15 protein-coding genes and 1 tRNA gene are annotated in these 13369 nt (G+C 70.0%); 4 read left to right on the plus strand and 12 right to left on the minus strand.

What is annotated here, in order from left to right; all coding sequences use genetic code 11:
* Positions 1-35 precede the first annotated feature (35 nt).
* Positions 36-1772, minus strand: coding sequence for an ABC transporter ATP-binding protein (locus A5680_RS24035; protein WP_067823999.1), 1737 nt, complete (start codon positions 1770-1772; stop codon positions 36-38).
* Positions 1769-4351: an ABC transporter ATP-binding protein/permease gene (locus A5680_RS24040; RefSeq protein ID WP_067824002.1), complete on the minus strand. Its 2583-nt coding sequence runs from the start codon at positions 4349-4351 to the stop codon at positions 1769-1771. The genes A5680_RS24035 and A5680_RS24040 overlap by 4 nt, the downstream gene beginning before the upstream one ends.
* A 156-nt stretch (positions 4352-4507) precedes the next feature.
* On the opposite strand from A5680_RS24040, the gene A5680_RS24045 reads away from it, so the two are divergent.
* Positions 4508-4933 carry a thiol-disulfide oxidoreductase DCC family protein gene (locus tag A5680_RS24045; RefSeq protein WP_067824005.1) on the plus strand — a complete coding sequence of 142 codons (426 nt, stop codon included), beginning with the start codon at positions 4508-4510 and terminating at the stop codon, positions 4931-4933.
* Here A5680_RS24045 and A5680_RS24050 read toward each other — a convergent pair.
* Positions 4930-5247 (minus strand): hypothetical protein, encoded by a 318-nt coding sequence (locus tag A5680_RS24050; RefSeq protein WP_067824008.1) that lies wholly within the window; start codon positions 5245-5247, stop codon positions 4930-4932. The two genes, A5680_RS24045 and A5680_RS24050, sit on opposite strands and share 4 nt — an antisense overlap.
* A gap of 73 nt (positions 5248-5320) precedes the next feature.
* Positions 5321-5407 (minus strand) — tRNA-Leu (locus A5680_RS24055).
* Between the two features lie 97 nt (positions 5408-5504).
* Here A5680_RS24055 and A5680_RS24060 point away from each other — a divergent pair.
* Together A5680_RS24060 and A5680_RS24065 are read left to right on the plus strand one after the other, a co-directional pair.
* A complete protein-coding gene (locus A5680_RS24060) occupies positions 5505-5882 on the plus strand; it encodes a hypothetical protein (protein WP_067824011.1) in 378 nt (125 codons plus the stop codon).
* Positions 5879-6229: a DUF3817 domain-containing protein gene (locus tag A5680_RS24065; protein WP_055404449.1), complete on the plus strand. Its 351-nt coding sequence runs from the start codon at positions 5879-5881 to the stop codon at positions 6227-6229. Before A5680_RS24060 ends, A5680_RS24065 begins: the two co-directional genes overlap by 4 nt.
* A gap of 6 nt (positions 6230-6235) precedes the next feature.
* Here the strand turns inward: A5680_RS24065 and rdgB are convergent, their stop codons facing one another.
* From rdgB to clpS, 8 genes are all read right to left on the minus strand, one after another.
* The gene (gene rdgB, locus A5680_RS24070; RefSeq protein WP_067824014.1) at positions 6236-6835 is read right to left on the minus strand and encodes an RdgB/HAM1 family non-canonical purine NTP pyrophosphatase; all 600 of its coding nucleotides are present in this window, start codon (positions 6833-6835) and stop codon (positions 6236-6238) included.
* On the minus strand, positions 6832-7611 hold the full coding sequence (gene rph / locus A5680_RS24075) for a ribonuclease PH (RefSeq protein ID WP_055404453.1): 780 nt from the start codon (positions 7609-7611) through the stop codon (positions 6832-6834). Before rph ends, rdgB begins: the two co-directional genes overlap by 4 nt.
* A gap of 23 nt (positions 7612-7634) precedes the next feature.
* Positions 7635-8417, minus strand: coding sequence for a cyclic nucleotide-degrading phosphodiesterase (locus A5680_RS24080; RefSeq protein ID WP_055404455.1), 783 nt, complete (start codon positions 8415-8417; stop codon positions 7635-7637).
* Between the two features lie 73 nt (positions 8418-8490).
* On the minus strand, positions 8491-9306 hold the full coding sequence (gene murI / locus A5680_RS24085; protein ID WP_055404457.1) for a glutamate racemase: 816 nt from the start codon (positions 9304-9306) through the stop codon (positions 8491-8493).
* A complete protein-coding gene (locus A5680_RS24090; protein ID WP_231633853.1) occupies positions 9303-9983 on the minus strand; it encodes a rhomboid family intramembrane serine protease in 681 nt (226 codons plus the stop codon). Before A5680_RS24090 ends, murI begins: the two co-directional genes overlap by 4 nt.
* 36 nt (positions 9984-10019) lie before the next feature.
* Entirely contained in the window at positions 10020-11060 is a 1041-nt protein-coding gene (locus A5680_RS24095; protein WP_055404462.1) for a P1 family peptidase, read from the minus strand.
* The gene (locus tag A5680_RS24100; RefSeq protein WP_055404464.1) at positions 11057-11644 is read right to left on the minus strand and encodes a DUF2017 domain-containing protein; all 588 of its coding nucleotides are present in this window, start codon (positions 11642-11644) and stop codon (positions 11057-11059) included. The genes A5680_RS24095 and A5680_RS24100 overlap by 4 nt, the downstream gene beginning before the upstream one ends.
* A gap of 25 nt (positions 11645-11669) precedes the next feature.
* A complete protein-coding gene (gene clpS / locus A5680_RS24105) occupies positions 11670-11975 on the minus strand; it encodes an ATP-dependent Clp protease adapter ClpS (RefSeq protein ID WP_055404466.1) in 306 nt (101 codons plus the stop codon).
* A gap of 67 nt (positions 11976-12042) precedes the next feature.
* Between clpS and A5680_RS24110 the strand changes: the two genes are divergently transcribed.
* Positions 12043-13356 (plus strand): nicotinate phosphoribosyltransferase, encoded by a 1314-nt coding sequence (locus A5680_RS24110; protein WP_067824017.1) that lies wholly within the window; start codon positions 12043-12045, stop codon positions 13354-13356.
* Positions 13357-13369: the final 13 nt, after the last annotated feature.

Raw genomic sequence — 13369 nt, forward strand, 5'->3', positions numbered from 1 at the left:
ACTGTAAGGCATACCGCAAGAGCCGCGGTCAAGACCTAGCCGGAGCCGACCCGCCAGTCGGCGGCCTCGTGCTGCTGCCGCCAGAACTCGTCGAAACGCCCACCCGCCGCGAGCAATTCGTCGACCGTTCCGTCCTCGACAACGCGACCGCCATCGAGGAACAGGACGCGGTCGGCATGGCTGATGCTGGCCAACCGGTGCGCGACGATCACCTGGGTGCGCGACCGCGGGTCGAGCGTGAGCGCGTCGACCACCGCCGCCTCGTTTTCGGTGTCCAGGGCGCTGGTGGCCTCGTCGACCAACAGCGTGGGCGCCGGTTTGAGCAGCGCCCGGGCGATGCTGACCCGCTGGCGTTCGCCACCGGACAACGCGGAACCCGCTTCGCCGACGATCGTGTCGGCGCCCTCGGGCAGCCGGCCGATGAGTTCGTCGACGCGGGCCAGCGCCACGGCCCGCTTGAACTGCTCTGCGTCGGCGCCGGGATGCCCGGCGAACACGTTGTCCCGGATCGACCCGTGGAACAGGTAGGGGTGCTGGAACACCACGCTGCTGGCCGCCCGCCGCGATTCGGCGTCCAGCGTCGCCGCGTCGACACCGTCGATCAGGACCCGGCCGCGGGTCGGCTCGTGCAGCCCGGCGATCAGCGCCAGGATGGTGCTCTTGCCCGATCCGGACGGTCCGACGATCGCCGTCGTGCTGCCCGCCGCCAAGCTGAAGCTCACCCCGTCCAGCACCGGGGCGGTCGCGCCGTCGTAGCCGAACGTGACGTCGTCGAATTCGATCCTTGGCGCCGTCGCGGCGGGCAGCCTGGCGGACCCGGCGTTCAGCACCGGCGCCGTGAGGACCGAGCGGATGCGGCCGAGCGTGGCGCGGGTGCTTTCCAGGGCCGGCGCCAGTTCGCTGATCGTGGTGAACGGCTCCAGGTAGCGCACGATGACGACGATCAACGCGATGGCCTCGGGCACGGTGACCGTCTTGTTGATGGTCAGCGCCGCGGTCGCCCCCGCCAGCAGGATGAGCGAGAGCTGGCTGGCCAGGCTGAACAACAGCTGGCCGGGAATCTGCATGGCCAGTAACCGCATGGTCGCCCCGCGCTGCGCGGCCAGCGCGTCGCCGACCAGGCTGCGCGCCGGCTCGACCCGCCGGGCGGCCCGCAACGCCTGCTGGGTGCGCGCGAATTCGATGATCCGTTCGGTGAGCGCGCTGTTGGCTTCGTCGGCGGCGGCGTCGGCGCGCCGCGCCAGTCGCGACGACGCCCACAACGCACCCAGCAGCAGCGGCACCCCGCCCAGCGCGGCCACGCCGAGCTGCCACGAGATCGGGAGCAACGCCAGCCCGATGGCGGCGGGCAGCAGGATGGCGGAGGTCAGCGGCGTCAGCAGGTTGACGACGAGGCCGACCAGTTCGGGACCGGTCGCGGCGATCGCCTGCCGTGCCGTCGCGGTGTGCTCGGCGGTGAACCAGTCCAGCCGCACCGAAGGCAACCGGTCCGCCACGTCGTGCTGGCTGTGATCGAGCACGGCGAACCCCAGTTCGAAGCCGATGCGTGCCGTCGCGGTGTCGATCACCCATCCGAGCACGGTGGCGGCGGTGAGCCAGCCCAGCCACCCCAGCGCGCGGTGCGGGGCGTCGCCGAACAGCGCGCCCACCAATGGCACCAGCAGCACCGCGGCCGCCGCGCGGACCACCACGGAGAGCAGCGCGAGCACGGTGTAGGCGCTGACCCTGGCGCGGCGATCCGCCGGGACCAGGTGTAACCACGTGCGGATCATCGCGCCCCCTCCCGAGCCGGGCTGGCCGCGACCGGGTCTCGTCGGCCGCCCTCCCAGAGCCGTCGGTAGCGGCCGTCGGCGGCCAGCAACTCCTCGTGCGTGCCGCGTTCGGAGATCCGCCCGTGGTCGAGCACGACGATCTGGTCGGCGCCGGTGACGGTGTGCAATCGGTGGGCGATCACCAGCACGGTGCGATCCCGCGTCAGCCGGTTGAGCGCCTGCTGCACAAGGTATTCCGATTCCGGGTCGGCGAACGCGGTGGCCTCGTCGAGAATGAGCACCGGCGTGTCCGCCAGGATCGCGCGGGCGATCGTAAGCCGTTGCCGCTCCCCGCCGGAAAGGCCGCTGCCCGCGCCCAGCACGGTGTCGTAGCCGTCCGGCAGTCGCATGATGCGGTCGTGGATTCGCGCTTGGCGCGCCGCCTCCTGAATCTGGGTCGCGCTGGCATCGGGGACGGCCAGCGCGATGTTGTCGGCGACGGTGCCGTGCACCAGTTGCGTCTCCTGCAGGACGAACCCGACGTTCGCGTAGAGCTCATCGGCAGTCATCGACCGGATGTCGCGGCCCCCAACGCGTATCGAGCCCCGCTCGACGTCGTGGAACCGGGCCAACAGGGCGGCCAGCGTCGACTTCCCGGAGCCCGACGGGCCGACGAGGGCGGTGACGGTGCCGGGCCGCAGCGCCAACGACACGTTCTGGATCACCGGGACGCCCGGGCGGTAGCCGAAGCTGACGTCGTCGAATTCCACGGTCGCCGACGGATCGCCGGACTGGTCGTGCCCACAGACGTCGAGCTCGGGCTCGTCGAGGGCGTTCTGCAGGCGGCGGGCGGCCAGCATGCCGGCGCTGATGCCACCCACCCCGTATGCGATTCCCAGCAGCCGGGCGCCGAATGTGGTGCCCAGCAACAGGAATGGCAGCAAATTGACCGGATCCATTCGGCCGCTCACGGTCAGCAGGGTGCCGGTGAGCACGATCAGCCACAGGAAGGTCGAGGGCCGGGTGACCAAATCCATCAGCGTCTTCTTGCCCGCCAGCGGCCGCTGCCAGGAGACGAGGAATTCGATGTAGGAGTCCAGTTGGCGCCGGAAGCTGGATGCGGCCGCCCCGCCGAAGACGCGGATCACCGGTTGGCCCTCCAGGTAGGCGCCGGCGTCGCCGTTCATCTTCTCCGCCCAGCGCTGTGATTGCGGGATGCGCGGGCCGGACTGGATGGTGAGCGAAGACGTCAGCACCAGGTACACCAGGACGGGCAGGAACAGCACGAGCGCCACCCGCCAGTCGACGGCGAACAGGTAGGCCAGCACGGCCAGCGGCGCGACGATCGCCGCGACCGCGTCGGGGATCGCGTGGGTGACCAGATAGTGCAGCGACAGCGTGTCGTCGTGCAGCAGCTGCTTGATCGAGCCGGATCCGCGCGCGGTGAACCAACCCAGCGGCAGCCGAGACAGCTTGCGCAGCAAGCGGGAACGCAGGTCTGCGGCGAACCGGGCGTCGACGACGTGCAGCCACAGCGTGAGCGCCGCCCCGAGCACGGTGCCGGTTCCCAGCAGCGCGACGGCCGCGATCCCGACATCCCAGAGCCGTGGGGCCGGCGCCCCGGAAACCAGCAGTCGGGCCAGCTCGACCAGGAGCACGAACGGTGCCAGCTGCACCAGCGTGATGACGGCCTGCAGCACCCCGGACAGGATCAGCGCCGAGCGCAGCGGCGCGAGCAATCGGCCGGCACCCTGGGCTCGCCAGCTGCCGCGCGCCGCGGCGACGGGCGCCGGACCGTGCGGCTCTGGTGATGAAACTCGTTCGGGGGCAATCTCATTGGGTTCGGGCTCATCGCCGCGGCGGGTGCCCATCGCCCGTCCGGCGCTCCAATAGGCCTGGGCGTGTACCTCGGACTTGGGGAAGCCGAATTCGTCGCGCAGCCGCGTTCGCACGTGCTTGAGCACGGTGGCCTCGGGCGTCGCCCACGCGTACCAGTTGGACCAGTCCCGGCTATCGATCGCCGCGGCAAGGGATTTCTCGTCATGGCGGACCACCCAGTGCACGCGCAATCGGGGATGCTGGGCGATCGGTATCAGGACGTCGTGGTCGCCGTGTTGCTCGAGATACATCTCGATCGGCACTTCGTCGGGGACGACGCCGATGATGCCGTTCATCCCCGGGATCGACGCGGAGTCCCCGATCAGCAGGTAGCCGGCCGGTTGTTCGTGGGGCGCGTCGAAGCGCGACGAGCCCATCAGCGCCATGACGGCGATGGTGGCGCCGGGTTGCACGGTGCGTGCCCATTTCGACGCCGGGCCCGCGGGTTCGTGCAGCACGATGTCGACGGCGAAGCGGCCCTCGGGGACGTCGGCCTCGGAAATCGTGTAGGCGCGCTGGAATTCGGTGTTGGATCCGTCCGGGTCCGGGAACCAGAACCGCAGCCAGGCCGCGGGTTCGGCGTCCACGTCTTCGAACAAGGTCGGCGACGTCATCCGCACCCGCACGAAATGCGGTGCGATCTGGACGGTTTCGATCACGGTTGCGGTGTGGTCGCGGGCGCCGAAGCTTCGCAACATCACGCCGGAGAGTCCGCGCGCCATCACCGGTCCTTTCCCGCGGCGCTCAGCTCCGCGGCGACGTCAGCGAACGGGCCGGCGGGCGGCCCCTTCGCTGAATACGCTACCGCCCACAAACTAAGGGTTGCCTTACCAAAGGTCAAACCCGGGTTGCCGGAGCTGGCTCGGTAGCCTGGTGGCGTGAGCGGTGAATCGGTTCCGCCGGTGTTGCTCTACGACGGCGTCTGCGGCGTGTGCAATGCGGCGGTGCGCACGGTACTTCGGTTCGACCGCGCCGGCACCCTGCGCTTCGCGGCCCTGGACAGCGACTACGCCCGCGCGGTCTTCGCTCGGCACCCGGCCATGGAGGGCGTCGACTCCGTGGTGTTCGTCGATGAGCCGGGCCGGCCCGGCGAACGGGTAGCCGTCCGATCCGCCGCCGCGCTGCGCGTGGTGGATTACCTCGGCGGGCCGTGGCAGCTGTTCGGAATGGCCCGCATCATTCCGGCTCCGGTGCGCGACTGGCTCTACGACAAGTTCGCCGGCATCCGCTATCGCGTCTTCGGCAAGTACGACACTTGCCCGTTGCCGCCGCCGCAGGTTCGCGCCCGCTTCCTGGACACCTAGCCCTCCGCCCCGAGCGCCAAGTCGGCCTCGGACTCCTCGCGCTTCAGTTGGGCCAGCTTGCGGTCCTCGACCGCCGCTTCCCGATGCTTGACCGCCGACTCGCGGTGGGCGCCCACATGAGAAACACCGAGCTCGACGGTCCGGTCTTGCATCCGTGCGATCTGGTCGTGCTTGCGGGCCGACTCCTCCAAGCTGCGGGCCGCCGAGAGCCCCGCGTGTGCGGCGCGTTCGCGAGCCTGCGCGGCTCTGCGTTCGGCGCGCTCCACGTCTTTTGAACTGAAGGCTTTCTCGCCCGGCTGGTCTCTGGTGTCCATGGCGCCTCCTTGGGTCCCGTGCAGGTGCAGGTACCCCGCACGGAGGGTTTAACGCCTGGCGAAGGAGAACTGGTGGTGCGGGCGGAGGGACTCGAACCCTCAAGCTCTCACGAGCACCGGCACCTAAAGCCGGCATGTTTGCCAATTTCATCACGCCCGCAGCGTGCCGATCGTACCGCTGCGTTCGCGGCCCTACCCGCCGACAGCGCGCCTCGACGAATTCGTCGGCCCCAAGTCGTGAGCGGTAGGTTCATGGGGTGTCCACCACCCGTCGTCGCAGGCCCGCGCTGATCGCCTTGGTGATCGTCGCGGCGTGCGGATGCCTGGCGCTGGGCTGGTGGCAGTGGACCAGGTTCCAGTCGGTCTCGGGCACGTTCCAGAACCTCGGCTACGCGTTGCAATGGCCGCTGTTCGCCTGGTTCTGCGTGTACGCCTACCGCAAATACGTCCGCTACGAAGAGATGCCACCCGAGCCCCGCCGGGAAGCCCAAACCGAGCTACCCGCCGGCTTGCTCCCCGAGCGCCCCAAGCCGACGCCCCAGCCGCCCGACGATCCGGCGCTCGCGGAGTACAACGCCTACCTTGCCGAGTTGGCCAAACACGACACCGAAAAACAGAACAGGACCACCGCATGACCACACCCGAGCCGCCCGGAGCGCCGGCGTCCGCCTTCCCCATCGAGAAGATTCGCACCGCACTGCTCGCCTACCGGATCATGGCGTGGACGACCGGCCTCTGGTTGATCGCGCTGTGCTACGAGATCGTCTCGCACCTCGTCATGCACCACGAGATCCGCTGGATCGAGGTGGTCCACGGCTGGGTCTACTTCATCTACGTGTTGGCCGCGTTCAATCTGGCGGTCAAGGTGCGGTGGCCGATTGCCAAGACGATCGGTGTGCTGCTCGCGGGGACCATCCCGGTGCTGGGCATCATCGTCGAGCAGGTCCAGACCAGGGACGTCAAGACCCGCTTCGGCCTTTAAGGCGCGCTAGACCAACTCGCGCAGCGCCGGCACCAACAGCGCGAGGGCGCGCCCGCGATGGGAGACCGCGTCCTTCTCTTCGGGGCTGAGTTCCGCGGCGGTGCGCCCGGACCCGTTCGGAACGAAGACCGGGTCATAACCGAAGCCGCCGTCGCCGCGCGGTGCCCGCGCGATGCTGCCGGGCCACTCGCCGCGGACGACGACCTCGCCGGTCGGCCCGGCCAGGGCGCAGGCGGACACGAACGCGGCGCCGCGCCGTTCGTCGGGCACGTCGCGCAACTGCGCGAGCAGCAGCGCGGTGTTGGCGGCGTCGTCGCCGTGGTTGCCCGACCAGCGCGCCGACAGCACCCCGGGCATCCCGTTCAACGCGGCCACCTGAAGGCCGGAGTCGTCGGCCACCGCGGCAAGCCCGGTCGCGGCGAACGCGTCCCGCGCCTTGGCCAGCGCGTTGTCCTCGAAGGTGGCGCCCATTTCGGGCGCCTCATCGAAGGGGGGCACGTCCCGCAAGGACAGCAACGTCAGCCCCGTCAGGCCGGCGGCGTCGAGCACCCGGCGCAATTCGGCCAGCTTCTTGGGGTTGCGGCTGGCGACCAATACGCGCGTCAGCTGCCGAACGCCTTCGGCGGCGGCGCCCCCTCGGGCAGCTCGCCCGGATACGGCTGGGCCAGCGCCTCACGCTGGGCGGCGAACAACTTGTCGCAGGCGGCCAGCGCCACGTCGAGCAGCTTGTCCAGCGTCGACCGCGGGAAGGTCGCCCCCTCACCGGTGCCCTGAACCTCGACGAGGGTCCCGGTGTCGGTGGCGACGACGTTCATGTCGACCTCGGCGCGTGCGTCTTCCTCGTAGGGCAGGTCCACCCGGATCCTGCCGTCGACCACCCCGACGCTGACCGCCGCGATGGCGCACGACAGCGGCCGCGGGTCGGACAGCTTGCCCGCCGCGGCCAGGTAGGTCACGGCGTCGGACAGCGCCACGAAGGCGCCGGTGATGGCGGCGGTGCGGGTGCCGCCGTCGGCCTGCAACACGTCGCAGTCGACGGCGATCGTGTTCTCCCCCAACGCCCTAAGGTCGATGCAGGCCCGCAGCGACCGGCCGATCAGCCGGCTGATCTCCTGGGTGCGGCCGGACAACCGCCCCTTCACGGATTCGCGGTCGGAGCGCGTGTGGGTGGCCGATGGCAGCATCGCGTACTCCGCGGTCAGCCAACCCAGACCGGATCCCTTGCGCCAGCGCGGCACCCCCTCGGTGACGCTGGCGGTGCACATGACCTTGGTGTGGCCGAATTCGATCAGCACCGATCCCGCCGGATGGTCGGTGAAACCGCGGGTGATGACTACCGGGCGAAGCTCGTCGTCAAGGCGGCCGTCTTCTCGTCTGGTCACGACGCAACCCTAACGCGGGACGGTCAGACCCTTTCAGAGCGGCGGATATCGAACGTTTCGCCGCACACCACCGCATGCACGGGTCCGTCGAACTCCGCCTTGGCCTCGGTGATCACGTCCTCGCGCGAGGTCCACGGCGGGATGTGCGTCAGCAGCAGCTCGCGGACGCCGGCCTCGGTCGCGATCCTGCCGGCCTCGGTACCCGACAGGTGCAGGGCGGGCGGGCGGTCCGGCGAGTGGGTCCAGGAGGCTTCGCAGAGGAAGACGTCGGCGTCGCGGGCCAGCTCGACGAGCTGGTCGCAGACGCCGGTGTCGCCGCTGTAGACGAACGAGGCGCCGGTGGCATCGGTGATCCGCATGCCGTAGGACTCCGTCGGGTGGGCCACCACCCGCGGCGTCACGGTGAGCGACCCGAACGTGACCGGCTCGCCGTCGACCCAGTGCCGAACGTCGAAAATGTCTGAGCAGTCGTCGATTTCGCCGCCGTAGGGTGACGACGCCGCGCCCAGGCGGGACCAGGTGTCGCCGGGCCCGTACAACAACGCCTTGCCGTCCGGTCGCGACGGGTGGTACCGGCGCCACACGAACAAACCGGGAAGATCCAGACAGTGGTCGGCGTGCAGATGGGACAACAGCACGTGCACGGAGGCGGGATCGGCATAGCGCTGGAGCGCGCCAAGCACACCGCCGCCGAAGTCGATGACCATCGGCGGGGTGTCCGGTGCCCGGAGCAGATATCCCGACGCGGGCGAATCCGGCCCCACCACGCTGCCCGAGCAGCCGAGCACGGTTATTCGCACGGACACTACTGTGCCATGCCCGATGGGACCGTGACGAAAACATCGCCGCATTCATGTGATGAGAATCTCGCCATCGGAGCTAGTCGATCCGCACGTGGTGAACGGGTTGCACGCCGGTGACCGCGGGACCCAGAAATCGGGCCGCCAATCGGGTGAATGCCTCGGGGTCGCCGGTGGCCTCGAAGACCCGGGTCGCGGGCGGCGCATCATGCGGTCGGAGCAGGTCGCGCTCGGTGAGCACCCGCAGCACCTCCTTGGCGGTTTCCTCGGCGCTCGACACGAGGGTCACGTGCTCCCCCATCGCCAGCTGGATCAGCCCCGACAGCAGCGGGTAGTGCGTGCACCCGAGCACCAGCGTGTCGACCTGGGCGCGCTGCAGCGGTTCGAGGTATCCCTCGGCCAGCCCGAGCACCTGACGGCCGCTCGTCACGCCCCGCTCGACGAAGTCGACGAAGCGCGGGCAGGCCACGGCGGTGATCTCGGTGTCGCGGGCCGCCGCGAACGCGTCCTGATACGCGTGCGAGTTGATGGTCGCCTGCGTGCCGATGACCCCGATCCGGCCGTTACGCGTCGTTGCGACCGCGCGGCGCACAGCCGGCAGGATCACCTCGACGACGGGTACGTCGTAACGCTCGCGGGCGTCACGCAGGCAGGCGGCCGACGCCGTATTGCACGCGATCACCAACGTCTTGACGCCGCGCCCGACCAGGTCGTCGCCGATGGCCAACGCGTGCGCGCGCACCTCCGGAATGGTGAGCGGACCGTACGGCCCGTTGCCGGTGTCACCGACGTAGACGATGTCCTCGTCGGGGAGTTGGTCGATGATCGCCCGCGCGACCGTCAGTCCCCCGACGCCGGAGTCGAAGATCCCGACGGGCGCCAACGGCGAGCTCATGCGGAGGGTCGCGGCGTGGCGGCGCCGCCCTTTCTGTTGGCACGCGCCTTGCGTTCCGGCGCGGACAACCAGTACGCGGCGATGACGCCGGCGATCGCGCCGCACAGGTGCCCCTGCCACGACACGCCCCCGCACCTGCCCAGCACCGGCATGGCGCCCAGCAGCACTCCGCCGTAGGCGAACAGCACCACCAGCCCGATCACGATGTCGGTGAATCGCCGGACGAAGATCCCGAACACCAGCAAAAAGGCCAGCCAGCCGAAGATCAGGCCGGAGGCGCCGATGTGATCTGTGGGCCCGCAGGAGCTGCCCACGTCGCCGATCAGCCACGTGCCGAAGCCGCCCAGGATCCACACGATCGCGGTGGCCCAGACGAACCGGCTCAGCCCGGCCAGCGTCATCAGAAAACCCAGCACCAGCAGCGGGATCGTATTGGCGATCAGGTGCTGCCAATTGGCGTGCAACACCGGGGCGAAGACGATCCCCCACAGCCCGTCGGCCTCGAGCGGCCTGATGCCGTTCGCGTCCAGCGAATGCCGGGTCAGCTGGTCGATCAGCTCGATGAGGTAGAGCAGCGCGACGAAGGTGAGGATCGTGGCCCCGCCGACCATCCACGCGGGCCGCTTCGCCCGCGCCCCGGATGCACCCGATCGTCCCGTCGGGGTGGTCTTAGCCATAGCTGCAGGTTACCGGCGCGGCCGGCGGCGAACTCATCATCGGGCAAACGCCCCGGGCAGCACGTCGCGGTAGGTGGGTATCCCCGCCACCGATTCCGCGGCGAACACGCCGACCAGCACCGCACGCGCCAGGCAGTCGGCCGCGGCGGCGCCCACCTCCGCGGCCAGCCGCATCTCCGGCGAGAACGAGGCGGGCGCGTCGGGTGGGGGCGGGACCTCCACCGCCCCGGTCGCCAGCGCGAACACCGTGTCGCCGTCGTACGGGGTGTGCGCCGGGCGGACGGCGCGGGCCAGGCCGTCCTGGGCGGCGACGGCGACGCGCCGGCATGCGGCCGCGCTGAGTGCCGCGTCGGTGGCCACCACGGCAATCACGGTGTTGAGCGGGTTCTGCAGCGGGCCCGCCGCGGTGGGCAACTGCGCGAAGGCGTCGACCTGCTCCGCCGGCGGCTGTCGCAGCCCGAACTCGTGCACCAGGTCCGCCATCCACGGCAGGCCGGTGGCCCGGTCGGCGACGTCCCCGGCGGAGTTCACCACGACCACCGCGCCCACGGTCACCCCGCACGGCAACGCCGTCGAGGCGGTCCCGACGCCGCCCTTGAACACCCCGGCCCGCGCCCCCACGCCCGCGCCGACGCTCCCGACGTCCGGCGCGCCCGCCGCTTCGGCGGCTTCGCAGGCCCGGTACCCGAACTCCGCCGACGGGCGACGGTCCCAGCCGCCGACGGGCAGGTCGAAGATCACCGCGCCGGGCACGATGGGCACCACCCCGCCGGTCATCGCCACGCCACGTTCGCGTTCCTCCAGCCAGCGCATCACCCCGTCGGCGGCCGCCAGGCCGTAGGCGCTGCCGCCGGCGAGCAGCACCGCGTCGACGTACCGGACGGTGTTGGCGGGGTCGAGCAGGTCGGTCTCGCGGGTGCCGGGGGCGCCGCCGCGGCAATCGACGGCGCCGACGGTCCCGGGCGGGGTCAGCACGACGGTGACGCCACAGGCCCACCCGGCGCCCATGGTCGCGTCGGGGTCGAGTCGGTGATGGTGACCGACGCGGATGCCGCCGACGTCGGTGATGGCGTTCATCCGGCCGGCCTGCCCATCAGCACCAGGACCAGGTACTCCTGCAACACGGTCAGCCATTGATAGACGTCGAAGTGCACCGCCAGCGGGTGGTCGGCGGGCAGGCGCTCCGGTCCCTGCGGGCCGACCTCGAGCATCACGCCCAGCGTCAGGCGGATGTCGTTGACGGCCGCGATCCACGCGTTGGCGTCGTCCTCGGTCAGCTCGAAGCGGCCGCCGTCGTTCGGAACGGATTCCAACAAGCGTTGTGCGGCAACGCGTTTGGCCTCGATGATTTCGGGCTCGTGCAAGCTGCGCAGCGCGGCGTTGAGGCTGTTCGCCGCCTCGGGGTCCGACGCGTTGCGGTGGTCGGGATGGAAGAAATCGGGCAGCAGCCGGCGCAGGGTCGGGTCCTTCGGCGGATCACTGTTTCCGGTCCGGATGCCGGTGATCTCCTCGAGTTCGTCTGCGGGCGAGGATGATTCACGCTCATCGAGCAACCCGACCATTGCGGTGGCCAGGTTCTTCAGCAGGGCGGCTTCGTGAGACGCCAGGGCGGACCGGAAACGGGGACCGTCCGCGGTCTCGACGCGCTTCCATTTGCGCACAGGTGATCGCCGAAGCCCTCGAAGATCACCGGTCCTGCTGCAGGGTCGCCCACAATCCGGCAGCATGCAGCTTGGACACGTCGACTTCCATGGACTCCCGGCTGCCGGCCGACACCACCGCCTTGCCTTCGTTGTGCACCTGCAGCATCAGCTTGGTGGCGTGCGGCTCGCTGTAGCCGAACAGCTTTTGGAACACGTACGTCACATAGGTCATCAGGTTGACCGGGTCATCCCAGACGATGGTGACCCACGGACTCGCGGTTACCTCTACCGGCGCGGACTCACGTTGTCCTGTAGTGCCCGGCTTAGTGGGCGCTGACATAACAACCATGGTCTACACGATACCGAGCGACAGGTGAGGTTTCCGAGCCCCCGACGGCAGCCGATACCGTTATGGAATGAACGACGCGGTCGTAACTGGGCTGCTTACCGACAAGTACGAGTTGACGATGTTGGCGGCCGCGCTGCAAGACGGCACCGCCGACCGCCCGACGACCTTCGAACTGTTCGCCCGCCGACTGCCCGAGGGCCGTCGTTACGGCGTGGTCTGCGGGACCGGCCGGTTGCTCGCGGCGTTGCCGCAGTTCGGGTTCGACGACGAGGCGTGCGACGTGCTGGCGCAGTTCCTCGATCCAGATACGTTGCGCTACTTGGGTGATTTCCGGTTCGGCGGTGACATCGACGGCTACGCCGAAGGCGAGCTGTACTTCCCCGGCTCCCCCGTCCTGTCGGTGACCGGCACTTTCGCCGAATGCGTCGTGCTGGAGACGCTGGCGTTGTCGATCTTCAATCACGACACGGCGGTGGCCTCGGCGGCGGCGCGGATGGTCAGTGCGGCCAGGGACCGACCGTTGATCGAGATGGGATCGCGCCGGACCCACGAATACGCCGCGGTCGCCGCGGCGCGTGCCGCCTATATCGCCGGCTTCGCCGCCTCCTCCAACCTCGAGGCCCAGCGCCGATACGGCATACCCGCGCAGGGCACCTCGGCGCACGCGTTCACCATGCTGCACGCGAGCGACCAAACCGCCGAAGAGACCGAACTGGCCGCGTTCCGGGCCCAGGTCGAGGCGCTGGGCGTCGACACCACGTTGCTGGTCGACACCTACGACGTGACGACCGGTGTGGCCAACGCCGTCGCCGCCGCCGGGACGTCCCTCGGTGCGGTGCGGATCGACTCCGGTGAGCTGGGCGTGCTGGCGCGCCAGGTCCGCGACCAGCTCGACCGGTTGGGCGCCACCGGCACCCGCATCGTGGTCTCCGGTGACCTCGACGAGTTCTCCATCGCGGCGCTGGGCGCCGAACCGGTGGACAGTTACGGCGTCGGCACGTCGCTCGTGACGGGTTCGGGCGCGCCGACCGCGAACATGGTTTACAAACTGGTCGAAGTGGACGGGATACCGGTGCAAAAGCGCAGCAGCCGCAAGGAATCCCGCGGCGGCCGCAAGGAGGCGCTGCGCCTGACGCGGCCGTCGGGCACCGTCACCGAGGAGGTGGTGTACCCGGCGGGCCGCCGGCCCACCGCGAGCGAACCGGCCCGGGTGCTGACCGTCCCGCTGGTCCGCGGGGGCGACGTCGTCGCCAAACCGAATGTGGCCGAGGCGCGCGAGCTGGTAGCTTCCGGACTGCGCAGCCTGCCGTGGGAGGGCCTGAACCTGTCGCACGGCGAGCCCGCGATCCCGACGACGCAGATTCCCGCCGGTCACCGGTAGCACCAGAGAGGGT

Source organism: Mycobacterium sp. E2989, assembly GCF_001667595.1.
In the GTDB taxonomy this organism is placed as follows: Bacteria; Actinomycetota; Actinomycetes; order Mycobacteriales; family Mycobacteriaceae; genus Mycobacterium.

Coding starts and splice junctions, on each gene's coding strand:
- A5680_RS24035 (WP_067823999.1), bottom strand. CDS start 1,772: ATGATCCGCACGTGGTTACACCTGGTCCCGGCGGATCGCCGCGCCAGG.
- A5680_RS24040 (WP_067824002.1), bottom strand. CDS start 4,351: ATGGCGCGCGGACTCTCCGGCGTGATGTTGCGAAGCTTCGGCGCCCGC.
- A5680_RS24050 (WP_067824008.1), bottom strand. CDS start 5,247: ATGGACACCAGAGACCAGCCGGGCGAGAAAGCCTTCAGTTCAAAAGAC.
- A5680_RS24065 (WP_055404449.1), top strand. CDS start 5,879: ATGACCACACCCGAGCCGCCCGGAGCGCCGGCGTCCGCCTTCCCCATC.
- murI (WP_055404457.1), bottom strand. CDS start 9,306: ATGAGCTCGCCGTTGGCGCCCGTCGGGATCTTCGACTCCGGCGTCGGG.
- A5680_RS24090 (WP_231633853.1), bottom strand. CDS start 9,983: ATGGCTAAGACCACCCCGACGGGACGATCGGGTGCATCCGGGGCGCGG.
- A5680_RS24095 (WP_055404462.1), bottom strand. CDS start 11,060: ATGAACGCCATCACCGACGTCGGCGGCATCCGCGTCGGTCACCATCAC.
- clpS (WP_055404466.1), bottom strand. CDS start 11,975: ATGGTTGTTATGTCAGCGCCCACTAAGCCGGGCACTACAGGACAACGT.
- A5680_RS24110 (WP_067824017.1), top strand. CDS start 12,043: ATGAACGACGCGGTCGTAACTGGGCTGCTTACCGACAAGTACGAGTTG.